This is a genomic window from Nostoc sp. DedQUE02 (assembly GCF_034531035.1).
Taxonomy (GTDB): Bacteria; Cyanobacteriota; Cyanobacteriia; order Cyanobacteriales; family Nostocaceae; genus Nostoc.
In genome coordinates, this window is record NZ_JAVRBY020000083.1 from 1 (window position 1) to 24,911 (window position 24,911).

General features: G+C 42.1%; 13 protein-coding genes and 2 CRISPR repeat arrays. Of the genes, 6 read left to right on the forward strand and 7 right to left on the reverse strand.

Annotated features, from left to right (window positions below; translation table 11 throughout):
* Positions 1 to 81: 81 nt before the first annotated feature.
* A CRISPR array of direct repeats spans positions 82 to 1,076; the repeat unit is 35 nt; unit sequence GTTTCCATCCCCGTGAGGGGTAAGAGATTTAAAAC.
* A 338-nt stretch (positions 1,077 to 1,414) separates the two neighbouring features.
* The gene (gene cas1, locus RMX98_RS32895; RefSeq protein ID WP_322676463.1) at positions 1,415 to 3,433 is read right to left on the reverse strand and encodes a CRISPR-associated endonuclease Cas1; all 2,019 of its coding nucleotides are present in this window, start codon (positions 3,431 to 3,433) and stop codon (positions 1,415 to 1,417) included.
* A gap of 472 nt (positions 3,434 to 3,905) precedes the next feature.
* On the opposite strand from cas1, the gene RMX98_RS32900 reads away from it, so the two are divergent.
* From RMX98_RS32900 to RMX98_RS32910, 3 genes are all read left to right on the forward strand, one after another.
* A complete protein-coding gene (locus RMX98_RS32900; protein ID WP_322676462.1) occupies positions 3,906 to 4,652 on the forward strand; it encodes a DUF4384 domain-containing protein in 747 nt (248 codons plus the stop codon).
* 444 nt (positions 4,653 to 5,096) lie between these two features.
* Positions 5,097 to 6,513: direct repeats of the CRISPR family, unit length 35 nt; unit sequence GTTTTAATTCCTTTACCCCTCACGGGGATGGAAAC.
* Positions 6,514 to 6,595: 82 nt separating this feature from the next.
* A complete protein-coding gene (locus tag RMX98_RS32905) occupies positions 6,596 to 10,357 on the forward strand; it encodes a CHAT domain-containing protein (RefSeq protein WP_322676461.1) in 3,762 nt (1,253 codons plus the stop codon).
* A gap of 158 nt (positions 10,358 to 10,515) precedes the next feature.
* Positions 10,516 to 11,505 carry an adenosine kinase gene (locus tag RMX98_RS32910; protein WP_322676460.1) on the forward strand — a complete coding sequence of 330 codons (990 nt, stop codon included), beginning with the start codon at positions 10,516 to 10,518 and terminating at the stop codon, positions 11,503 to 11,505.
* 692 nt (positions 11,506 to 12,197) lie between these two features.
* Here RMX98_RS32910 and RMX98_RS32915 read toward each other — a convergent pair.
* From RMX98_RS32915 to RMX98_RS32935, 5 genes are all read right to left on the reverse strand, one after another.
* Positions 12,198 to 13,229 carry a 2-dehydropantoate 2-reductase gene (locus tag RMX98_RS32915; RefSeq protein WP_322676459.1) on the reverse strand — a complete coding sequence of 344 codons (1,032 nt, stop codon included), beginning with the start codon at positions 13,227 to 13,229 and terminating at the stop codon, positions 12,198 to 12,200.
* Between the two features lie 79 nt (positions 13,230 to 13,308).
* Entirely contained in the window at positions 13,309 to 16,080 is a 2,772-nt protein-coding gene (locus tag RMX98_RS32920; RefSeq protein WP_322676458.1) for a peroxidase family protein, read from the reverse strand.
* Between the two features lie 60 nt (positions 16,081 to 16,140).
* Entirely contained in the window at positions 16,141 to 17,580 is a 1,440-nt protein-coding gene (locus tag RMX98_RS32925) for a hypothetical protein (protein ID WP_322676457.1), read from the reverse strand.
* Positions 17,581 to 18,106: 526 nt separating this feature from the next.
* Complete coding sequence (locus tag RMX98_RS32930) at positions 18,107 to 19,345, reverse strand: multidrug effflux MFS transporter (RefSeq protein ID WP_322676456.1); 1,239 nt, start codon at positions 19,343 to 19,345, stop codon at positions 18,107 to 18,109.
* A gap of 237 nt (positions 19,346 to 19,582) precedes the next feature.
* Complete coding sequence (locus RMX98_RS32935) at positions 19,583 to 20,200, reverse strand: hypothetical protein (protein WP_322676455.1); 618 nt, start codon at positions 20,198 to 20,200, stop codon at positions 19,583 to 19,585.
* A gap of 156 nt (positions 20,201 to 20,356) precedes the next feature.
* Between RMX98_RS32935 and RMX98_RS32940 the strand changes: the two genes are divergently transcribed.
* Positions 20,357 to 21,112 carry a TspO/MBR family protein gene (locus tag RMX98_RS32940; RefSeq protein ID WP_322676454.1) on the forward strand — a complete coding sequence of 252 codons (756 nt, stop codon included), beginning with the start codon at positions 20,357 to 20,359 and terminating at the stop codon, positions 21,110 to 21,112.
* Positions 21,113 to 21,426: 314 nt separating this feature from the next.
* Here RMX98_RS32940 and RMX98_RS32945 read toward each other — a convergent pair whose 3' ends face one another.
* A complete protein-coding gene (locus tag RMX98_RS32945; protein WP_409882067.1) occupies positions 21,427 to 24,102 on the reverse strand; it encodes a beta strand repeat-containing protein in 2,676 nt (891 codons plus the stop codon).
* Positions 24,103 to 24,315: 213 nt separating this feature from the next.
* On the opposite strand from RMX98_RS32945, the gene RMX98_RS32950 reads away from it, so the two are divergent.
* Both RMX98_RS32950 and RMX98_RS32955 read left to right on the forward strand, forming a co-directional pair.
* Positions 24,316 to 24,483 (forward strand): hypothetical protein, encoded by a 168-nt coding sequence (locus RMX98_RS32950; RefSeq protein ID WP_322676452.1) that lies wholly within the window; start codon positions 24,316 to 24,318, stop codon positions 24,481 to 24,483.
* Between the two features lie 155 nt (positions 24,484 to 24,638).
* The gene (locus tag RMX98_RS32955; protein ID WP_322676451.1) at positions 24,639 to 24,848 is read left to right on the forward strand and encodes a hypothetical protein; all 210 of its coding nucleotides are present in this window, start codon (positions 24,639 to 24,641) and stop codon (positions 24,846 to 24,848) included.
* The last annotated feature ends 63 nt before the right edge of the window (positions 24,849 to 24,911 follow it).

A 24,911-nucleotide genomic window follows, 5' to 3' on the forward strand; every position in this document is an offset into this window, starting at 1 on the left:
TATGGGTCAGCCACTTTATATAGTACATAAATACTATAAAATAGCGATCACGCTGTGCCAGTTGCGTAAGTCCTGTATCTTGTTTCCATCCCCGTGAGGGGTAAGAGATTTAAAACTCTCCGGAAGTGTGCATATACAGTTGAGAGGGGAATTGTTTCCATCCCCGTGAGGGGTAAGAGATTTAAAACATTTGGGAGAGGAACTACTAAGGGCAACAAGAGCGATGTTTCCATCCCCGTGAGGGGTAAGAGATTTAAAACAACGATTCCTTATACGGAAACGGCGGCAACGATGAAGTTTCCATCCCCGTGAGGGGTAAGAGATTTAAAACAAAAACTCATATTAATATTAATGAGTTACCCATTAAATGTTTCCATCCCCGTGAGGGGTAAGAGATTTAAAACAAGTTCTGTTTTGACGTTCCCCTCAGCGTCGAAATAGAATTGTTTCCATCCCCGTGAGGAGTAAGAGATTTAAAACTTTTTGGTGGTATGAGCCAATGGACGAAACCCAAATATTCGCCAAGTTTCCATCCCCGTGAGGGGTAAGAGATTTAAAACCGATTGCTTTTGGAATCTTTTACCTATCCTTAGTAGGGAGGTTTCCATCCCCGTGAGGGGTAAGAGATTTAAAACCAGTTAGTCTAGTGTCCTTCAGCCCCACTGCTGAGTGTTTCCATCCCCGTGAGGGGTAAGAGATTTAAAACACTAAATGGCTTAAATAAAAAAGAAGAGCCAAAAAAGTTTCCATCCCCGTGAGGGGTAAGAGATTTAAAACACTTTCCTTCTATCGAGGAAGAAAGAGATTGGATAGCTGAAAAGTTTCCATCCCCGTGAGGGGTAAGAGATTTAAAACAAAATGGAAAGCGTCGTTGTTACCAAGCCAATGAGTTTGTTTCCATCCCCGTGAGGGGTAAGAGATTTAAAACATGGTATGACATTACAAGAAGCCTTAAAGTTGCAAGTTTCCATCCCCGTGAGGGGTAAGAGATTTAAAACCTCCTCAACAACTGGCTCCTAAACCAGCCGCAACTATTCTCCAGTTTCCATCCCCGTGAGGGGTAAGAGATTTAAAACCCTACTGTTACAGAAAGCTTACCAAATAAGGCTTACAGAAATGCAAAACTGAGGGGGGTCTATTTTATGTGTCAACAGAGCATAGTTATTGAGAATAGCTCTAGTCTCCAAGTAACTCAAACCCTTATACAGTAAGTCATCTGAGGGGGTCTACGAAACAATCAGCTTTTCAGACTTTGAACGACCCCCTCAGTTTACATTTCTTAACAAAATGGTTTCAGGAAACTAACCATTAAGTTATAGGTAAAAAATATGTATTTTATGTACTTATTAAATTTTCAAGGTGCATCTGTTGGTATAAACAATACCATAGCGACCGACTAAATGCAATCTCTTTATTAAGGTTTCCAAATCATTGGTCGATACATCTTAACCTCTCCCATCAGACAAGCTACATACTCCCGCACTTGTAACTCTAAACACCTACGAAAGCTAACCTTATATCCTGTATTTGGGTGTGTTAACTCAGATTGCAGCTTTTCTTCCCAGTGCTTAAGAAACTTTTTCAACGCATGAGATTGAAGATATACACCTCCTTTTTCGTCAGGAAGAGTAAAATCATCTTCTGTGAAAATATTCGAGTTAATCAAATAAGCAACTAAAGAATCAACTAGTTGAGCGCGAAATTCCTCCATTAAATCGCTAACTAAAGCTGGGTGATTATCGCGGGGGACGTGAAGATTACCAAAATGAGTATGCAATCCTACAGATTGGACAAACGAAAAAACATTTTGGCTGAGTAATGTATATCCTAAACTTAAAAGGCTATTAACTGGGTCAGTCGGTGGACGCTTGGTACGCTTCTCGAATTTAAACCCACCAGAGAATAAATTTCCCAATGCTTGAAAATAAACTGTCGCAGCTTTTCCTTCATACCCTCGCAAAGCATCCATACTTTCTGCGAAAGGTAATTTATCCATCAAAATATCTAAATCTTTTATTGCTTCTTTGACAAGATGATCGTCAAAATCTGGTGATTTTCTGCGATTTAGGCGCATTAATAATATTCGAGAGTTATGAATTTTAGCTGTGACAATTACTTCTGCTTGAGTGCGTGTAAACTCTGGATTTTGACAACGCTCAACCTGTAACATCAAATATTCAACCTTAGCATCACCTTCTACTTGCAACCTACCAAAATACCTCCCCTTTTGTGACAAATACATAATCGGAATCCGTCGCCGCAACGCCATACTCACTGCACCATGCGATACATTACAACAACCAAATAGCACAACATTACTGACTCGACTAACTGGAACCTTAATCCGCAATTCCCCTTGATAATAAACTTGAAATTGTTGATTTTTAACGCTCAAATAAGCACCTTGGTCGGTTATATATAAAGTAGTCATGGTTTCCTGCCAATAATGAGAAATTGATGCTCTCGGAAAATTGCTCGGCTTGTCAATACTGCAAGCTTTAGGAGGACGAGAAACTGGTTTCGCTGGTCTTGGTTTTCTGCGAAAATAAGGTGTACTCGAATCATTAATTACCCATTCCCCAGCGAGTACAGGTTTGGGTGGCGGCGGTGCATAAACTTCACCACCAGCAAAGCGATAACCCAAAAAAGTAAACTCATCCTTGGGAGTAAAAATCTGTGTCTTTTCTGGTTGTAGAGTTAAATAGACTTCTCCTAACCAAACAGTAATTTTGTCAAGGATACGGTTTGCTTCTTGCCAACTCTTACAGGCGATAACAAAATCATCCCCGTACCGCACCAAATTAATACCTTGACTGAGACATTTTCTATCAAAATTAGTCAGGTATAAATTTGCTAAAGCACCAGAAAGTCCCCCACCTTGCAATACTCCCTTGCCAAAATTGCGATATTGTCCAGCGACAATAATTCCTGACTTAAACTGTTGTTCTAGTAACTGTAATATACTTGGTTCAAGTGATAATTCCTCCAATGCCGTTAACAACAATGCCCAAGAAAGATTGTCAAAAAAATCTGCAATATCAGCTTTGATAATCCATTTTGGTTGATATTGGTAGTATCCATATAAATGTTGTACTGCTTGGTGAATGCTATGTCCAGGACGATAGGCATAGCTGCAATCAAGAAACGTATCTTCTAAGGGAAAATACAATTCATCAAGTAGTAAACGCTGGATAATTCTATCCCGCACGGTGGGGATACCAATTAACCGCTTACTGCCGTTTTTTTTGGGGATGTAAAACCCTTTAGCAGGGCTTGGAGTGTAAGTTTCGTGGTGTAGTTGATATTCGAGCTTTTGTAATTGTTCGGTAGCCATTGACTCGAATAAGTCAACAGAAATACCATCAATCCCCGCAGTCTTACTTCCCGCACGGACTTGTAGCCATGCGAAATTGAGGTGTTCTTTGGTGAACATGGTGATAAGTAAAAAAATAAACGTAAAAAGGTAAACGTAAGATTATCGACACGCTTTCAACCTGCTTATACCAATTTTTTATGAAGCTGCATACAATTCGATCCCCCTAGCCCACGCCAGTCGCTCCACTTGGGGAGACCCCAAGACCGCGCTGGCTCCCCTTAATAAGGGGGGAACCGGAAAAACATCTATCAAAGTCCCCCTTTTTAAGGGGGATTTAGGGGGATCAAGATATATGCAACTTCACATTAAATTGGTATTAGGATGATAAATCCCAAGGGCGAGTAGCGAAACTCCGTTAAAACGGACTGAAAATGTAATATGTGTTTTAAAAGGTGTCGAATGCCTTGCAGTACCTTTGACTTAATTGTTGCAGTGCCATATATGAGTTCATGTATGGGTTATTGACTCTTGTATATGAGTTCGTATATGACTTATGTAAAATACTTTTATTTTTACCTTTTTACTTATTATGAGCAGGACTCTGGTTGCATCAGATGAAGGTGTGAAGCTGGCAAGAAAAGCCTTAAAAGCCAGAAATTTAACTCAAACAGATTTTGCTATGGAGGTAGGATTAGGTTACACAACTGTTAATAATTTCCTCAACGGTAAACCGATATATCGCACAAACTTCCAAGAGATTTGTGTTTTTCTGGATTTAGACTGGCGAGATATCGCTGTATTTAGTGAAGCCGAACCCCAAGAACTCACACCCCTCGATAAGCTTTGGCAACAACTGCAATTATTAAGCTCTCCTACTGAACAAATGGGGCTAGTCTTAGTAAAAGAAGAAACACTAGGTTGGGGGAAGAATTTACCGAGTCGTTATGAAAAGTCAGTGCAGGTAGGCAGCTTTATTCGTTTTGAAGTCAACTTAGAGACTCCTGGATATTTAGTACTATTGCAAAAAGATACATCGGGACAACTATGGTGTTTTTGTCCCTCGTGTTTTGCTCCCCAGCCGCACTTAAATACAGGTAAGACAACTCTGCCTCAAGAAGGTTCGCCAATAACGTCTTTCCCAATAGAAGGCGAACCAGGTAAGGAGGAAATTATCGCAGTCCTTACCAAGGAAGTACCTGTATTAGACTGGTTACGGCAAGAGAATGATGAGGTTTTGAAACTAGAAGCAAGTCATCTTATAGAGTTACTAAAATATGTGACTGAACGCGGAGACTATCAACTTTGGTATACAGATTACATGATTACTGCACGCTAAAAAGTCTAATTTATTACACACCTGTGCAAATAGAACTCGCATCTACAAAGACAAAACCGCCTACGTGGGTTTAAAATCCTTAGTTTTGTGTAGTTAAAAATTATGAAGTAGGTTGACTTTAATAGCTTGTTTTCATACTATATATGCTGAGGTATTACTGAACCATGAAAAATCAATAAAATCTAAATCAAGTATTTCCATTTACCCTAAATCATGTGGCAAAATTGTAAATTTTTGTTACATTATGGGCATCTGAGGGGGTAAAGCAATGCCTGAAACCCTGATTATTTCGTTGACCCCCTCAGATAGCTTGCTGGGTAAGCATTTCAAGTGTCTTCAAGTTGCTACTATTGAGACATTTTCTCAATTCTTTACTCAAAAAAACAACCCCCTCAGATTGACCTATTTCAAACTCAATCTTGGTAAGGCTTTTGAAAGAGTAGGGTTTTAATTCCTTTACCCCTCACGGGGATGGAAACAACGGAATAGCTTCTTCTATGCTTGATAGAATCATAGTTTTAATTCCTTTACCCCTCACGGGGATGGAAACTTACAACTGCCCAAGTATACCAATCGAAATTTACTAGAGGTTTTAATTCCTTTACCCCTCACGGGGATGGAAACTGTATCACATCCCCATGGTCAGTGACACTTCCTATTACTTGTTTTAATTCCTTTACCCCTCACGGGGATGGAAACATGTGTTGAAAACTGAACCAAAACATACGATATTCTCGTTTTAATTCCTTTACCCCTCACGGGGATGGAAACAAGGCGATGGTGAAATCAAATTTGCGGGGACTTGTTGTGTTTTAATTCCTTTACCCCTCACGGGGATGGAAACAATAATGTTTGATAGAATACAAAAGTTATCCATAAAGTGTTTTAATTCCTTTACCCCTCACGGGGATGGAAACCACTCCAAAGATTGTACCTCCCACCAACAGAATTATCCGTTTTAATTCCTTTACCCCTCACGGGGATGGAAACCCGTCAGCATCATATTTTGACGCTTCTCTGTATAATGGTTTTAATTCCTTTACCCCTCACGGGGATGGAAACTTCAACTCTAAATTTTGCTACATCATGTTGTTGCTGGACTGGTTTTAATTCCTTTACCCCTCACGGGGATGGAAACTGTATCAAACCTGCTGGCTTCATCAAATAGAGCTAATGGTTTTAATTCCTTTACCCCTCACGGGGATGGAAACTTACTAAAGAACCCAATAGCATAGTAACCAAACCTAAGGTTTTAATTCCTTTACCCCTCACGGGGATGGAAACTGTGAGCAGTTCCAGATCCCGCTCGCAGCAGTTTTTGGTTTTAATTCCTTTACCCCTCACGGGGATGGAAACATTTAAAGTTTCGTCAATGACGATAACACATTCAAGTTTTAATTCCTTTACCCCTCACGGGGATGGAAACGCTACCACCTGCTGCGTGAGCGGGGTTAACACCAGACAAAAGTTTTAATTCCTTTACCCCTCACGGGGATGGAAACAATTCAAACAATGGTGATCCATTATAGACACCAAATAGTTTTAATTCCTTTACCCCTCACGGGGATGGAAACAGGAAGAGTATAAGACTTCCATCTACAAGCGTTAGTTTTAATTCCTTTACCCCTCACGGGGATGGAAACTTGGGCCAAACGCTGCAAAACCCACAAACATAATTGGTTTTAATTCCTTTACCCCTCACGGGGATGGAAACTAAGTCTTTGGTTTTCTTTAGTCACACTGTAAACAGTGGTTTTAATTCCTTTACCCCTCACGGGGATGGAAACTGAAACAGTTCTTAAGAGCAGATATAAGAAATCATATCTGTTTTAATTCCTTTACCCCTCACGGGGATGGAAATTGATGATGAACAATTTTAGGTAAAATAAGTAATTGATTGAAAAGTCAAAACTAAAAAATATACAAACATCTGGAACTAGCAGATGAAAAAACTCTTAAAAAAATTAAATCAACTTAACTTAAAGGTTGTGCAACTTGCTGGACAAGGAAACTTAAAGCAAGCAATAATTATTGCCAAAGAAGCTGTCAACTTAGGGTCAAGCCAGCAGCTAACAGAGCATTCAGAATATTGTGATAGTTTGAATAATTTAGCAGAATTATATCGTATACAAGGATGTTATTTAGAAGCCAATCCCTTGTATTTACAAGCCTTAACTATTAGAAAAAGTCTCTTAGGTTCAGAACATCCTGATGTTGCACAATCTTTAAATAATCTAGCAGCACTCTACCATTCACAAGGGAATTACTCACAAGCCGAAAAATATTTTTTAGAATCACTGGAACTTTGGAAAAGTATTTTTGGAACCGAACATTTTCAAATTGCAACTAATTTAAATAATCTGGCAGAGATTTATCGAGAACAAGGAAAATATCTCAAAGCTGAACAAGTACATTTAGAAGTTTTAGGAATGCGAAAACGTCTGTTTGGCGATGAACATCCAGATATTGCTCAAACTTTGACTAATTTAGGAGCGATTTACACATCTCTTGGACGCTATAAAGAAGCAGAAAAAATGCACTTAGAAACCTTGGCGATGAAAAGACGCTCGTTTGAAGAGTTACATCCTGATATTACTATTAGCCTGAATAATTTAGCCAGATTGTACGATGTTCAAGGACGTTATCAAGAAGCAGAACAACTGCATTTAGAAGTTTTAGATAGATGGAAAGAAATATTAGGTTCAGAACATCCATATATAGCATCTACCTTCAGTAATCTAGGGGGAACTTATCAAGAACAGGGGCGTTACCTAGAATCTGAGCAAAAATATCTAGAAGCCTTGGCGATGAGAAAACGCTTGCTAGGTGCTGAACATCCTGATATTGCTAGTGGCTTGGATAATTTAGCAGAACTTTATCTGATTCAAGGGCGTTATTTATCAGCTGAACAAAAGGCTCTAGAAGCTTATTCTTTGAGAAAACGACTGTTCAGTTCTGAGCAATTCGAGATTGTTGATAGCTTAAAAATCCTGGCAGTAATTTACACCTACCAAGGGCGATATTTGGAAGCTGAAAAACTATATTTAGAAGTATTCCCAATACTAGAAAGCTCATTAGGAAAAGAGCATCCCGTAATTGCCAGTACTTTAAACAATCTGGCTGGACTTTATGAAGAACAAGGGAATTATTCTCAAGCCGAACAAAAATATTTATCAGCTTTAGAAATTCAAAAAAATCTATTAGGTAATGAGCATCCTGATATTGCCTTGACTTTTAACCAGATAGCAGTTATTTATCGGTTACAAGGACGATATTCTGAATCGGAACAACTGCATCTAGAATCTTTGGCAATGACCAAAAATCTTTTAGGAGAACAACATCCATTGGTAGCAGCGATTCTGAATAATTTAGCAGCATTATATCATGCTCAATTTAAATATCAAGAAGCAGAATCATTATTTTTATCAGCCTTAGCTATTGTTAAAAGTGCCTTTGGTGACGAACACCCACAAGTAGCAAGTACGATGAATAACTTAGCGGTTATTTATGATTTTCAAGGGCGTTATCAAGAAGCAGAAGAATTCCATTTAGAAACATTGAGACTGAGAAAGTCATTACTAGGAGAAGAACACCCACAAATCGCTAATAGTCTGAATAATCTGGGAGAGTTATACTTTTCGCTGGGGCGCTATGAAGATGCACAACAGAAGTATGTAGAAACTTTGGCAATGAGAAAACGCCTGTTGGGAGATGAACATCCTGATGTTGCATTTAGCTTAAATAATCTCGCAACTGTGTTAGCTGCGACTAACCGCCCAGATGAAGCTTTATCTCATCGCATCGAAGCCAGTAACATTAATGACAAGATTATTCGTAATATATTCGCTTTTAGTTCCGAAAGCGATCGCCTGGCCTTTCTGCAAAAAATCAGAAATAACTTTGACTTGTTTCTTTCCCTAGTCTGCAACCATCTTGCTGACTCAGATAAAGCAAAACTTGCAGCCTTAAATTTTGTTCTCAAACGTAAAGCCTTAACCGCCTCAGCGCTAGCGGCTCAAAATGAAGCATTTTACAATGGCCGCTACCCGCATCTCACAGAAAAATTTCGTCAACTGCGCGATTTGAGCAATCAAATTATCCATCTGACTTTTGCAGTTCCCGAAACAGATGACTTAGCTACATACCAAGATAATTTGAGACAACTGCAAAACAGACATAACAACTTACAAAAAGAATTAGCGGCACAAGTTCCAGAAATTCAGCTATCACAGCAAACTTTCAACCGTGAGGCGATTGTCGCAGCATTACCGCCTAACTCAATTTTGGTCGAGTTTGTCCGCTTCGACTTATTCGATTTTCAAGCAATTTCGGCTAATGGAGAAACACAATGGCATCCAGCACGGTATCTAGCATTTATTTTAACAACTGGAAAACTAGATACTGTACAGATGGTAGATTTAGGCGCAGCTGATACCATCGACAGACTAATTCAATCCTTTCGCTTAGAAGCATCCGACTATACTCACCCCACATTAGCCTGGGGTAAAGGTAGTCAAACACCAAAACTACACATCAAATCATACAATTCTACAGATGCTATGCAACTAACTCAAGCACTGTTTAACCCCATCCGGGACTGTGTGAAAGATTGCAAACATCTTATCATTGCACCCGATGGTAATTTAAACTTAGTGCCATTTCAGATATTACCGATTGATGCCACAGGCTCACGTCTATTAATGGATGAATATACCATCAGTTATCTCAGTGTTGGGCGAGAAATTCTCCGTAGCAAAGTTCAGCCACCCACAGGTTTTATTTCGACACCATTAATCATTGCCGATCCTGATTTTGATTTATCGGAGACTGGGGATTGGCGATCGGAGACTGGGGACTGGGAAAAAAATTTCATGCTCGATATCCGAAGTCTTCAGTTAAGCGATCATCTCACACAAACAGGCTTGTCCCGCGCTCCAGGGACAAGGTTTTTGGGGGAAAGTGTGGCGAAAAAACTGCCCGATGCCAAATTATACTTAGGCGCAGAAGCACTAGAAACCCGCCTGACAAGTAGCAAGTGTCCCAATATCATGCTAATTGCAACTCATGGCTTATTCCAAAGCGATTCCCAGGCGCAACCAGTCACCAACAGGCGCAACCTATTAAACATGGAAGGACTGCGAACAACCAAGGTAGAAAATCCCATGTTGCGTTCTGGGCTGGCGTTAGCGGGTGCTAATACTTGGCTTGCTGGTGGGAGACTTCCTCAAGCAGCAGGTAAAGGCTTTGTTTTTGCCCAAGATATTGCCAGTTTAGATTTGTGGGCGAATGAATTGACTGTATTATCTGCCTGCGATACTGCCAGAGGAGATATTAAAATTGGCGAAGGTGTATTTGGATTGCGGCGTGCTTTTGCCGTTGCTGGAACAAAAACACTTGTGATGAGCCTGTGGAAAGTGCCTGACAAAGTAACTGCCTTACTGATGGAGCGTTTTTTTGATCACTTGCAGTCTGGCATGAGTCGGTCTGAGGCGTTACATTCTGCTCAGAATTATATACGTACAATTACATTTAAGCAATTGCGCGAATCAATTTTGGGTCTGGAAGTGCTAAAGGAACTTTTAGCGGTCAAAGAGTTATCTGTCAATACTAGAATTGATTGTCAAGAAAAAGACACACCATTAGAACATCCCTTTTACTGGGGAGCATGGATTTGTCAGGGAAATACAGATCCATTGGTTAACTAGGGGTAAAAGTGGACAAGCTGTCATTAATCGCTACTTTTACCTCAATTACAAATATACAAGTGCAGCGATCGCTTGAGCTAAATTCACATTGAAGAGTTGCCTATCTGTTATCATCAATTCTGTTCAAGTCAGACAGAAATTATTCTCGGAGAAAAACAATGGGCAATAAATATGATGTTTATGGTGTAGGTAATGCCTTGGTAGATATAGAATACCAAGTATCTCCAGAGTTACTACAAGAGTTAAAGATTGATAAAGGTGTAATGACACTCATAAATGAAGACAGTCAAAATCATATTTTGGAAAATCTCAAAAATCTTCATTGCCATAAGAGTTGTGGAGGTTCAGCAGCAAACACAATAGTGGCAATTAGTCAACTAGGAGGAAAAGCTTTTTATTCCTGTAAAGTGGCTAATGATGAATTTGGAGACTTTTACATAGAAGATTTACTCAACTCTCAGGTAGATACCAACTTAAAAAATGGCGATCGCCAATCAGGAATTACAGGTAAATGTTTGGTGTTAGTAACTCCCGATGCAGATCGCACCATGAATACATTTTTGGGAATTACTGAAGAATTTTCTACACAAGAATTAGTAGCAGAAGCGATCGCTAATTCCAAATATGTATATATCGAAGGATATTTAGTGACTTCTCCTACAGGAAAAGAAGCAGCTATAAAGGCTAGAGAAATAGCTGAAAAAGCGGGAGTAAAAACCACCATGTCTCTATCTGATTATAACATGGTTAAATTTTTTAAAGATGGTTTATTAGACATCATTGGCTCTGGTTTAGACATTATTTTTGCTAATGAAAGTGAAGCATTAGAACTAGCAGATACACAAGATTTCCAAGTAGCTGTAGACAAACTAAAAATGCTGAGTAAGAAATTTGCCATTACTCGCGGTGCCAAGGGTTCAGTAGTATTTGATGGTCAGAAATTAATCGAAATCGCTGCACCTCAAGTAAAAGCTGTAGATACAGTGGGAGCAGGAGATATGTATGCAGGAGCTTTCCTCTATGGAATTACCCAAGGTATGAGCTATGAAGAAGCCGGAAAATTAGCATCGGCCGCAGCTTCTAAGATTGTTACATGCTATGGGCCAAGATTAAAAACTGAGGAATTAAAGGCATTAGTTACTGCTTAGAGAGTGTTTGAAAAGTTTTCAGAGGTCAAATATGCCAGCAGTATAATTGCGATCGCACTCTTCAACGCATTCAGTATTTCCCTGCTAGACTTAGGTGAGCATGGAAGGCGATGCCTTCGGCGGGCTGCGCCTACGCTGGAAATTTGGAGCGATACTTTATACCATCAAAGTTAAAGTCACGTTTTTACTGGAGATAATCACGAGCGATCGCTTTATTATGCTTATATCATGTCCGGCTGATTAGTTATATAGCAACAGCCAACGTGGTTAGGACATTAACAGATGATAAAACATTACTATAGCAATCCGGGCGTTGCTGATTGCTGTATGAAAAATAATTTTGCGTTATTTCAAAATCCTTGTAGAGACTAGCAATTGCAACGTCTCTACATCCAAATTCATACCTCGATTCAGCAACACCGCAATCCGATTTGATTTCTGTTCGCGCAGCTTGGCATAGCCATGCTTATTTGCATAGGAGGCAAGAGGCAATAGACATTGCAACAGTCAAAAAGCTTCTTTGAGTTGTACTGAATGTTTTCAGAATTCAATCTATAGGACTCATATTTGATTGCGTGAAAAAAATTCGGTACACCTTAATTTTCTGAAATCCTTTTGCCTATTGCCTTTTGCCTATTCCCTACTAAGCCAAATGATTTCAGTAATCAAACCGGATTCCTATATCATCAAACTCAAACGGAAATATTTAATCGTTTTGCCATATCTAATGCCGACATTCCAGAGAAACCTCCCTTATGATTTTCTTGCTCCTTGATGAGATTTGCGATCGCATTGTTTATGGGTGCAGACAATCCGTTCTTTTTCGCTAGAGCGACTATCTCTCCGTTGATATAATCAATTTCTGTTTCCCGACCTCGTTGCATATCTTCCCACATAGAGGAACGAGCCTGCGGATCGATTTTAATCATACTAGAAGCCACTCGAAAGAACAAAACGTTGGGAAGCTGCAAAACAATAGGGACAATACCTGGAATCATGCTGCCAGACCTGAGGGGGCGAATTCCACTCTGCTTCAACACCAGTAGTGCTTCACGCATCGTGGCAGCAATGATTTTACGGTAGAGCGGTTGTGAAAGCTCCTCGCGTAAGGGAACGCCAGATAAAGCATTGATGGAGTTATTCAGATTAAGGATCAGCTTCCCCCAAAGGATGCCTGGAAGATTTGGGTGATTTTTCGCGGCTAGCCCAGCCGATTGTAATCCTGAAAGCACAGCCTGGGAAATAGTACCTTGCTCTTCTACAAGCAAGCTACCACTGGTTCCACAATGAAAATGCGCTCTGGGATTTCGCACCACATTATAGGGAACCATTCCAGCTAGAACATGGATTTCTGGCAAGATAGACCTCAGCTTATCTGCATTACGTACCCCGTTCTGGAAACTGACGATGATTTTTCCACTTGGCAAGACCGGTTTCAAATTATGTGCTGCGGCTTCCGTTGCTAGGTTTTTCAAAGTAACCAATACAATATCTCGGTCAGCCAGAGACTCTATTTCCGTTGTATACCGGATCTGATCTGGTTGCAGACTAAAGTCTGTGCCTGTGAAATCTGTAATCCGTATACCGTTTTCTCGAATCTCTTGTGCCAGGTTTTCGCGTCCTACCAATATAGTATCGATTCCCGCACGAATCAGATGTGCGCCGATATAACAACCGATGTTCCCGGCACCCAGAATACCGAATTTGAGTGTGTTTGCTGCCATGAATGTTCTAGTGGTTCAAGTGAGTTGAGAGACTGAACTAGCAGAATTAACAATAACTAGGTTGCTGACAAAGGACTCACTAGTGCGTTAACAGATCGTGCCAAGGCACGAAGGCATTCTCTAGACCGTACAGTGCCGGGGCAAGTTCTGGATGGTGCCGACGCAGGATCGAGAGCATACTGTTTTCATTCACCCACTCGATTCCTTCACGCGTGAAAACATTGGCGTTAAAACCTTCAGCCATGAAGCGATCGCTTTTGATTCGGCGTGATGCCATCAGAATAAACACTCGAAACGCCGTATCGCTAAAGCCAAAGCCTTCGGGCGGCACCTCTGCGAACATACCGACCATCAGATCGAGTGCGTCCACATTGTCTTTGCCGTTGGTTTGACCGTAAATAGCGCGGAGTTTTTCGGGAAGCCCCTGATGTGGAGAATTTTTGAATTCGTCAAAACTCTCGATCGGTTTTAGATGGAACAACTCACGGAATCGGTTGTATCGAGGCACGCCACGTTCACGATCTCGGAGGATATCGATAGTTGCTAAATCGATAGTTTCGATGTTAACTTCCCGCTTACCGTCAGGTCTGGTTTCCCCCGGAGTTTCGTGCGTCAGATCGCGCATATAGTTCGGGTAATTGTGTAGGGTGATTGCACCGGGGTTCGCTTTTCCGAAAGAGTACCAGAGATTGTTTTGCCATTCACGCTCGGTCATTGTCGCAGGCATTTTAACCCGTTTATGACCCAGGTGGATAAGGTCTCGTTGTGCGCCGATGATTCCCTCAATCCCGTTCTTCTCTGTCAAGTCGAAGGTTTGTAAGGAATGTCCATCTTGAATGTTGAATATTTCTAACTTGTCGGGCATCAAAGGATGTAAGCGATACACCGAAACGAATTCCTCGGTTAGGGTGAAATCTACCTTGTGATGATCTACGCCGGAGTCGGGAATTCCGCTAAAGGCTTCCGTAGGGCTGATCCGTCCAAAGGTCTTGGTAAAATTCTCCGTGAACAATCCCCACCAATTCGCTTTCATCCCGATCTGCAAGGCGGGATTTTGCAAAATCGCCGGAGTCCACTCGACCGTATGGATTTTCGCGATCAACACACTGTTAATCATACGAGCTTTCGCAAACAGTTCGTCATCGGAGAAGAACGGATACAACTGAGCCAAGCGATCGCAAATCGCGTTATGTTCTTTGACGAAAAGTGCGTGCAATAATCTCAAACCCAGCCACCAGTTGCCGACAAAGCCAGAAATGGCTAGCCCTTGCGGGTCGCTCGGATCGTAAGGAATGTTCCCTTCCGCATCGATGTATAGTTTGCCTTTGGGGACAAGTTGCTTCGTGTTGGGGTCGGTTCGCAAAGTCCGGCAGGCTTGGGAATCATTTCCATATATCTGGGAAGCATCCCACCAGTGTGATTCAGCATTGACGTAGGTCGGCGGGTATTGGAGTTTGCCGTCGGGAGACTGCTGTCGCTCTCGCTCGTAATCGCGGGTTGGATCGGGACGAGTCCGCCCCACGAGCATATTCCCCTGACTCCAACTGTCTCCTTCCGGTAAGGGAACTTTGATGTTATTGGCGTGATCCGGCTCACCATGATTAAACCAGTCATGGGTTTGGAATTGAATCCATGCCGCCGCGATCAGGTTTAAGGTTGTTGCTGGAATAAACTTTTCGCGGGACAACAATTCCCGACTGATCCGCCGTGGGTTGGGAGTCAGTAAGTTTTTCTCATCGGGAAACGCGTCCTTCAAGGGGACATTTCTGCCGAACCGCGCACAGGGATGAGAATGGTTATGCAACATCGAGTCTCCCGATGGGTCGGTGGTCTTACTACCGCGTCCCATACTTGGTTTTTCGAGATCGTTGTAACAACCGTCATCGCGCCGTTTTACCAGGTCACGGGGGTGTGGCAGTGGATCTTTGCCATTGTCGATCAAACCACTGGGATTGGTAACTGGGATCTGGTCAGTTCCATGTAAGTTCTTGGCCCGTAGAACTTCTCGAAGGGCACCCATGTTGATCACGCCGAACCAAGTTGGCAGCTCGTACCACTTGAAAAATCGGTTAAGTAATGAGAACGTGCCCATATAGAGCTTGCCGGAAAGGGATTCGGCGTAAAACTGTCGCAACAAAACTCGTGCGACTAAAGCCAAGAGCGTGGCGATCGCAAAGAGATAACCTAAAACGCGGACAAGTCCATGTCCCTGGGGAATCGAGGCAACTATCCAAGCTACATACAGGATCAGATGCAACAAGCTTCGTTCCCAGCGAACAAAAGAAAAAGAATCCGAGAATGGCTCGACATGAGGCGTTTTATCCCGGAGGGAGACGGGTGGCACGGTTCCTAATCCGTTGAGTTTGCCCGGCAACCAAGCGATAACAACATCCAACGTCCACCACACAGTCAGCAAGGTATCGAAGCGCGGACTACTGAGGAGATCCGGGGAATGGAAGATTGCCCGTTTTAGCGTCTCCCAAGTCCAAACATTGGTCGCCATCCCTTGCTCTTGCAAAAGAAGCTGTATAGACCAGTACAAATGAGTAGCGTAAGCTACGTAGCTCATTGTCCAAAAAGCTCGCCACAGCGTTGTCGGCCCCTGTCGATGTTGTAAAAGAAACAGCCAGTAAGTGGGAATCAACAAAAAGATACAGACGGCGGCAGCTAAAAAGGTACGCTCGTAAGTGACATTCGAGAGCAGACGAGCGATCGTGGGTTGTTGTTGGGCGACACCAGGAGCCACGATATAGGTAACTGCCAACAATGCCAACCCTAATAGAGCAACGAGCAAAAATTGAAAGACCCACTTCGGCTTAGGCTGCACAGGTAGTGGATGATTGTTAACCATAGTTGTCTTCGATAAATCGGTTAATAGAAACGTCGATCGCTCGATTCAGAAACATCTATATTAGTGATGCGGTTCGTCATGCCAGTGTGCTTGATGTTCGCGTTGCGTATTCGTGTAGCCCACTCCAGACGTGAATAGGTCATCGTAATAAGAGAGGTCTAGGTGGTGTGCCTGTAACCAAATACCCGGCACGAACAAACCATCGGCATGGGCTGGGAAACGTCCGTGGGTTTTCAGCAGGTAACGGCAAACATCCTTGGCACACTCGATGACTTCGGGGCGATAGGGGGGGACTTCTCGAATGTAGGTGTTTTCTTGTCCGTCGCGGAAAATGCGACTGAACAACCTTTGATCGGAGTAAAGTTCGTGCTTCTGCCTAACAACCGTATCAACGGCTTCCTCCACGGTGTAATTCGGCGGGCATAAACACTTGATCAGCCAATCATCCTCGGCGGCTGATGTCGGGTCTACTCCGGGACGCAACAGACCGCAGGGGTTCGCTCTCATAGCCGGTTTCGGGGTTGCCCAACGCAACAGATCGACGGTGAATTGCTGTAGGAATGTTCTTTCTGGAATCTGCCATCGCACGTTGAGCACTCCTTGGGTTTCCGGTGAGGCGAAAGGATCTCCCAAAAGATACGGGGGGCCGATCGAGGCATGAATCCACCCGCCTAATCCCATAGCCTGTAGGCAGAGTGCTAGATTCTGCAAGAGAAAATAAGCCTCATACTCGGTTCGCATATTGCCGAGTTTGCCTAGCGGTAACTTCAAATCTTTGTTGAGTGCGAATTCGTCATCTTTAATATCTGATGGGTCTTTCATCCATTTCTGGACTCCCGCCGGTTGGTAGAAATTGCGATCGTCCACAAAGGTCGGACGGGCACGTGGGTCTTCGGTCAACACGTACATCAAGGCGTTGATGTATTGTCGGGACAGATCGACGATTGGCAACAACACCGTGCTACCCATGACGTTAGATAAAAAGCGGTTTGAGTCGAGATAGAAGGGAAAACGCCGATATTTCTCTGCTGAGAAAACTCGCTCGTCACTAATCTTAACTTTCGCCGCCTTAGCCCGCGAGATTAAAGATTCGGGAGAGAATAGAGTGTTTTCCGGTTCTGGTTCGAGGTGCTTAAGAAAGTAGGTTCCACTGTCGTTAAGCAACAAAAAGTACGTTGGCTGAGAGTTATCGGTGCTTCCCGCAGCCCGACCTGTGAAACTTAAATTGGGTGTTCCAAGAATCGGGTTTCCCTTTGGTGCGTCTTCAAATGGGCGGTCTGGAAACGTTACTCCAGTCGCGCCTGTGGCGGCGATGAGTAACGCTTCTTCTAATTCGCTTAGTGGTTGGACGCGATCAAATGGCGGACGTGGGGTATGCGATAGCGAACCAGCGTTAATTGATGGTAATCCGCAAGAAATCCGTCGGGAGCGACGATGAAAAATAGCATCTAATAAGGGGTATTGACTTGCGGACTGAAATCCTAAGTGCTCTAAGCCCATATTCCAACCTCAGTCTTACTACAAATTTTTCATAGCCCTTCATAAAGTTTAAGTAGTTAGGCAAAAAAAAAACAAGCTATCTATGTAAAGATAAATAAATACGGAGAATGCATTTACCTAAGTAAATTAAAGTATGGCAGTCGTCTCAGAGTATTTTTGACTAGTGAGCAAAATCAAACCCGATTAAATTTGAGAACATTTGTAACATCTGCGATTCAATACTGTTTTACCCCTACGGTTGCCTTAGCGGATATTTCTCCTGGTAATATTAGCGCCCTAATTCGGAATTTTACCAGTCCACAAATCATCAACATTACTTGTTCATATTTTGAGGATTTAGCCTGAATCTATCTTAGATAACTCGAAATATCTTGACTGAACGAATTCGATGCTCAACGAATATTTGGTTTGCAGAAAATTCTTTGTTTTGTTCTTTTTGTTCAGTTGTTAATTCTCAAAGTCAAACTCTGAGTGATCTGCAACGTTTTGATCGGTAAGTCTTATCTCTTATATCTCTGGCAAATGCTTAATTTTTCGTTTCACTGTGTAGCATTCCAGCACGGGCAAGACGACGTTCAGCAGGGCGTGCCAGTCCAATATAAGCAATGAGCGAAGCGATCGCAAACACTGCCATCAAGCTGCACATGGCGATCGCAGTACGTCCATCATAAAGGAAGGCAACTAGCGCACTGGCCAACGCACCACAAAACATTTGCACAAATCCCACCGTTGCGGCTGCAACTCCCGCAATCTCCGGCAATGGCTGAATAGCACCGTGTATTGCATTTGGAGATATTATCCCCAAGCAGAAGGTATTGAGTACCAGAAGCGGCATTAGCGTAATAACTTGGGCAGCACCACTTATCGATATGATCGCCAGTGCAACTGATGAGATAACAGCAGTCATCAATCCAAAAGTGAGTAATCTTGATGGAGATACGCCACGTATACTTAAACGCCCATTCAAGAATGAACCTACCATAATGCCGAAAGCGGTGGATGCGAAAAGCCAAGCATAAATTGTGATTGGCACTTTAAACACATTAATCAGTACAAGTGGCGATCCCGCAACATACGTAAACATGCACCCAAAGCTCAACGCGTTGACGAGGACGTAGCCGAGACAAATCTGGTTGCTGAGAATGCGCCTATAATTTTTTATCAGCCGAGATGGTTTGATCGCATCTTCATCATAGTTAGCTAGCGACTCATTTAGTCCGAGGGTAACAGACAGCAAGAGTAACAATCCCCCTACAGCCAGTATCCCATAGATAGTCCGCCAACCAGCGATCGCCAGCAAAAAACTGCCGATTGTAGGTGCAATCATTGGTGCTACACCCATAACAAGATTGACGTAGGAGAGTTGAGCGCGTGCTACTGGGCCGTCAAATAAATCCCGAACGATCGCTAGTGTCATCACCATACCAGCACCAGCACCAGCACCTTGGATTAAGCGCCAAGCAACGAGTGTAATAATTGATGGCGCTAAAGCACAAGCTGCACCTGCAAGTGTGAAGAGTCCACAACCGATGATTAAAATTGGTCTGCGTCCGTATCGATCTGAGAGTGGGCCGAAAAACAATTGGGCGATCGCAAAGCCAAGCATGAATAGGCTCAGTGTTAATCCGACAGCACCAGGCGATGCGTTCAACGAGATACCAATCTTTGGGAATGCTGGTAGTCCCATATCAATAGATAAAGGTGGCAGTGCAGCGATCGCCCCAAGGAGTATCGTGAAATTTAGGGAGTTAGGTTTGATTCGCATTTTTTTGGCTGATTGCACTGACGTATTAAGTAAGTAGACGCAATTAAACTGAACTATGTAAAGTTTTGTATGGGTAAAGGGAAAAGGTTAAAGGGGGAAAGGTTTTTCCCTTTACCCTTTACCCTTCTTAATATAGTTATATTTATTTCCGTCGGCTTTCTTACTGCGGGGTCGAAGGCACGACCCTAGTAGATGGAAAAACTTATGCCGGGTGGATATATTAAGCGAAATAAGCTACTAACTACAATAAGCTAGATTGCTTAATCTAGGATTATTTACTAAGTCAGTATTAACTATCCAACCATTACCAGATAACTCTCCAGGGAAACTTCTGGAAAGGTCGATTTCTACCCAAATGTAATTTTCAGATTTGTATGACTTAACTACATTACTTGTAAGCAAGTTCACAAACACGATTGTGTTTGGATAAAGTGTTGTAATAAAAGCTCCTTTTATACTTGGTTGGCGACGTATAGTTTCAGTTTGTACAACTTGCCGACATACACTGCCAATAGTAGGTTTATTCCACAGATTTTGAGCGTTGTTATTTGTCTGGCAATATCTCAGTGCAGCAGTTTGAATAAACCCTGAAGTCGGAGATTTAATTCTGACAAATTTATCTCCACTAACTGGTATATATGCTAAAGAAATCTTTGTTGCTGCCGACAATATTCTGATAGCGTTAGATGATGTTGAAGGTTCTCTGAAAATTGGAGTATTTACTTTAGTTACCCGACAACTCGACTGTGAAGAATTGGAGGGAGTCTGTGTGATTTGAGCAAATACAGGTACACCCAGAGCGAAAGTAGCAATCTTTACAAGAGTAAAAATATACAATAACTTCTGAAATTCCACGTTTTTTCCTCAATACCACTTATCAAAGACTGTACATTAGATTTGTAACTTATCAACTCTGAGGTTAAAAGAGTCTACAAAAAATATTTTTTAAATATTAGAATATCATATAATGGCTGATTACTAGTAATTAAAAACTACACCAATTCCTTAAATATGAATCAATTCAACAATAATAGTGGAAAACTTGAACAGTTTGTCAATATTGTGATGGGGATAAAAACTTTTAATCAAGCACAGTCTCCAAATACATCAATAGCTACTACACAAGAACTAGATATCAGAGCAGTTTTAGTTTATACCCTAGGGACTATCCTCCAAATATTAGTCATGATTCTCGTGTTGCTGGGAATGGAAAAATTAGTAATATTGATTGATAATAATTCTTCTCCCAATTTTTTTAGTACTTTATTGACTGGATTATTTTTTGCGTTATTAAGTATCCGTTCGCGAATTTTTTCTCTTTTAGATAATACCCGCTCTCGTCAGACATACGACCAGGTAATCAGACCAAAATGGTCTCCTCCTCCTTTAGCATTTCCGATAGTTTGGATGATAATTGCCGTTTTACGGGTAATTTCTTCTGTATTGATTTGGCAGCAAATGAATCACCAATTTTTAGTGCTGCCTTTAATTTTGTTTGTGGTACATCTGGCTTTAGGGGATACTTGGAATACGATTTTTACTGTGGAACGAAGATTAGGTGCTGCTGTACCTATAGTTATTTTAGGGCCTTGGTTATCTGCTGTAGTGGTGACGGCAATTTATTGGCAAACTAATCCTGTAGCGGGAATAATTTTATCATTTTCTTGCGTATGGCTAACTGTAGCTGCTGTATTGGTATTTAGAATTTGGCAATTAAATGGATCTGAGCCATTGTATCCTTTAAAACTAATACCTGTGCAGAAATAAATACCCAAAATTAACCTTGATATAGCAATCTGATTTGATTTCTAAACTTATTTGTTTAGGAGGCAATAGGCAAGAAGCCTTTTTGAGTTGTACTGAATTTTTTCAAAAATCAAATATGAGCCTTATATGAAAGTAGGTAAAAATATTACTTGACTTTTAAGTACCGCATTCAACATACGTAAAAAACGGTAGAGCAATTAACAATCTACCGTTTTTTAAGCTTTAATGAATTACATTGAGCAATCAAATGCAATATGCTAAAAATAGTACCTGGCAAAGCGTACTGCTTAATGATGGCAGAGCGCTAATTGCGATTAAAGAACCACAAAATTCTTTTCGGTTAGTGACAATCCAGCCGATAATTGTGCAAATTTTACCTGAGTAAACCCAGACGCGCTGCCATCTTGGTCAAAATACAGCCCACCTGTAGCGCTATTGTAGATAAATAGTTGAGTGATCGTCGTTGCAGATGTTCCAAGGGTAAACTGACTTGCCTGAAGTGGACTGACTAATAACCCACCGCCAAAACCGGCAGCCGATACCTGAATCAGGTCATTAGTGGCGTTGAAGTCATAAATGCTGTCAACACCTTCATTGTAACTATTGAAAGCAAAGGTATCATTACCAATACCACCTGTGAGAATATCATCACCATTTCCACCGTTAAGGGTGTTATTGCCTAATGCGCCACCTGCGGACAAAGTATCATTGCCATCGCCCCCAGTGAGCACATTATTGCCTAGTAAAGAGTCAACATTTAAGAGATCGTCACCAGTACCACCGTCGAGGAAGTTACCATCATAACCATATTCAGAGACATCAGAGGTGTTAGAGATATCAGAGGCGGATAGAGTATCATTGCCATCACCTCCGCTAAGGATGTTATTACCAGTAAAACCATTAACGATTAAGTAATCGTCGCCAGCGCCACCGTTGAGAGTATTATAACCTTGGAGATATTCATCATTGGAGTAAGAAGCAAACAGAGAATCATTTCCATCGCCCCCAGAGAGCAAATTATAGCCACCGAAAAAGTTAATACTGAAGTTAATACTCAAGTAATCGTCACCAGCGCCACCATTAAGTGTGTTTACACCTGTACTACCAATGAGAGTGTCATTTCCCGCATTACCCCGTAGCAGGTCGTTACCAATACCACCGTAGAGGTAGTCATTGCCTGTACCACCAATGAGGGTATTATTTCCTGCGCCACCATTAAGGGTGTTGTTACCTGAGGCATCAAAGGCACTAAGAGAATCATTGCCATCCCCACCATCGAGGAGGTTATTGCCTGTTGAATAGTCAATATTTAAGGTATCGTCACCAACGCCACCGTTGAGGGTATTCTTCCCAGAAGCGGTGAAAAATCCTCCGTCATAATCGTTGTACAGGAAGCCAGAGCCGGAGAGAGAATCATTACCATCGCCACCATCCAGTAAGTTATTGCCTGTTGAATAGTCAATATTTAAGGTATCATCACCAGTACCACCGTTGAGGGTGTTGTTGCCTGATGTGAAACTATAAAAATTTTTGTCAAATGGGTCTTCGTTGAAGTAGCCAGAACCGGAGAGAGAATCATTACCATCGTCACCATTGAGTAGGTTATTGCCTGTTGAATAGTCAATATTCAATGTATCGTCACCAGCACCACCGTTGAAGGTATTCTTCCCAGAGGCGGCGAAGAATCCTCCGTAGTAGTCGAAGGAGCCAGAGGCTGTAAGAGAATCATTGTCATCGCCACCATTGAGTAGGTTATCGCCTTTTGAATAATTAATATTAAACGTATCGTTACCAGCGCCACCGTTAAGGGTGTTATTCCCTAAAGAGAAAACAATGCCGTATCTGGTACGATCGCCAGAGGCGAATAGATAATCATTGCCATCGCCACCATTTAGTAGGTTATTGCCTTTTGAAGCTTGAACATCCAAGCTATCGTTACCAACGCCACCATCCAGTAAGTTATTGCCTGTTGAATAGATAGCCCTCAAACCATCATCACCAACACCACCGTTAAGGGTATTATTGCCTGAGGCACCAGAGAATTGGAAGTAATCGAAGCCGGAGAGAATAAGATAATCGTTGCCATCTTCACCATTTAGTAGGTTATTGCCCGTTGAATAGTCAATATTAAACGTATCGTTACCAGCACCACCATTGAGGGTGTTATTGCCTACGGCGTTAACGGCACTCAGAGAATCATTGCCATCACCACCGTTGAGCAGGTTATAGCCTAAAGAATAATCAACATTCAAACGATCATCGCCAGTACCACCAACGAGAGTATCATTTCCCGCACCACCAATGAGAGTATCATTGCCCGCACCACCAACCAGGGAGTCATTGCCCGCACCACCTCTCAAAAAGTCGTTCCCACTTTTGCCGTCAATGATGTCATCGCCCCTTTGACCATTGATGACATCATCTGAGTTGTCAAAGCCGCTAACATTATTAGAGAGATCGTTAAGAAAAGTGACTGTGTTCTTTTTGAAGATAGTGCTTTGGGTGGAGTTGGCATTGAAGACATCAAAGCTATCTGTTGTGCTAGTTTGCCCATAAAACAGGATATTGCCCACGTCTACAGTGGCTCCTGTAGATTTACTGAGGTTTTCCAGGTTTTCCAACGCAAAGTTTTGCAGGATAATTGGGCCGCCAAGCACCCCTTCAAAGGTAATTTCCAGGTTGCTGCCATTCTGGGTCAGCAGCAAATTTTGGGCAGTGAAGCCATATTCCTGGAATTCTAGAGTATCTACTTCGGCAATGGCTCCTGCTGTCGGATTTATGGCTTTACCTACGCCACGAAAATCGGTGATGATATTGGTGTCGCTACTACCGTAGTTAAAAACAAATTTATCCTTGCCGCTTCCACCAGTTAAAGTATCTTTGCCAAAGGAATTTGTGATGATATCGTTGCCTGCAAGACCCTTAATCGTGTCTGCCTCGTAAGTGCCTACTAGAGTATCGTTACCGTTGGTTCCAATGATGTTTGCCATAATTTTTACCTAGCTAAATCGATTTTTCAGTAGCTTTAGTTCTCAATCGGCTGTTTGTGCAGTTTTCAAGCGCAAAAATTCACTGAAATCTGCATACTTCATCCCTCACCTTTAAGGAACAGTAATATTTCTTGAAGGCTCACTCTTTAATATACATGGCTAAACATCGGCTAGCGATGCCGAAGTTTGTCGGGTGTACTACTGTATTTAGCAATGGTACAAACTTCTGGGGCGATCGCACCCATTGAAGCTATGCCACCTTTCTTTCAAGTCCTATCCCTACTCAATCCCTTGCGCCATTACATAAGGTGTTGGCTTAGATGTACTGTGGATGAATGTTTTGGCTTTAGTCGCCTTTGCTGTTGTGTTATTAACTATTAGTATTAGTAAGTTTCGCAGTCAGTTAAGCTAAAAGACATATCCTTTACGGGAGCGATCGCAGACTAAAACACAAGACATCTCGGTAATTCAATCTAGAGCGATCGCACTCTGGCGTAATGCCTCTTAAGATTGCACTCATTTATTGGGTAAAGCTTATGAACAACCAACCGAATCACAAAAACCTTAGTCTACAAGAAACGCCATGTCCTATCTGCGGTTTACAGAATTTTATTTGGGGCCGTACCGTTGCAGAATCACCAAGTGAGTGGGTGTATTTCCGCGCTGATGGGGCTGGGTGGGGAGAAGGTGAAAAGCTACGGGCGCGTAAATGCCTTGATTGTAGGAATGTTCAGTTGTTTAGCTAACAGTAGTCCATCTGTTTTTCAGTCCCCTTGCAGGGTAATAGGCTTTAGAAACTTGAGGATAAA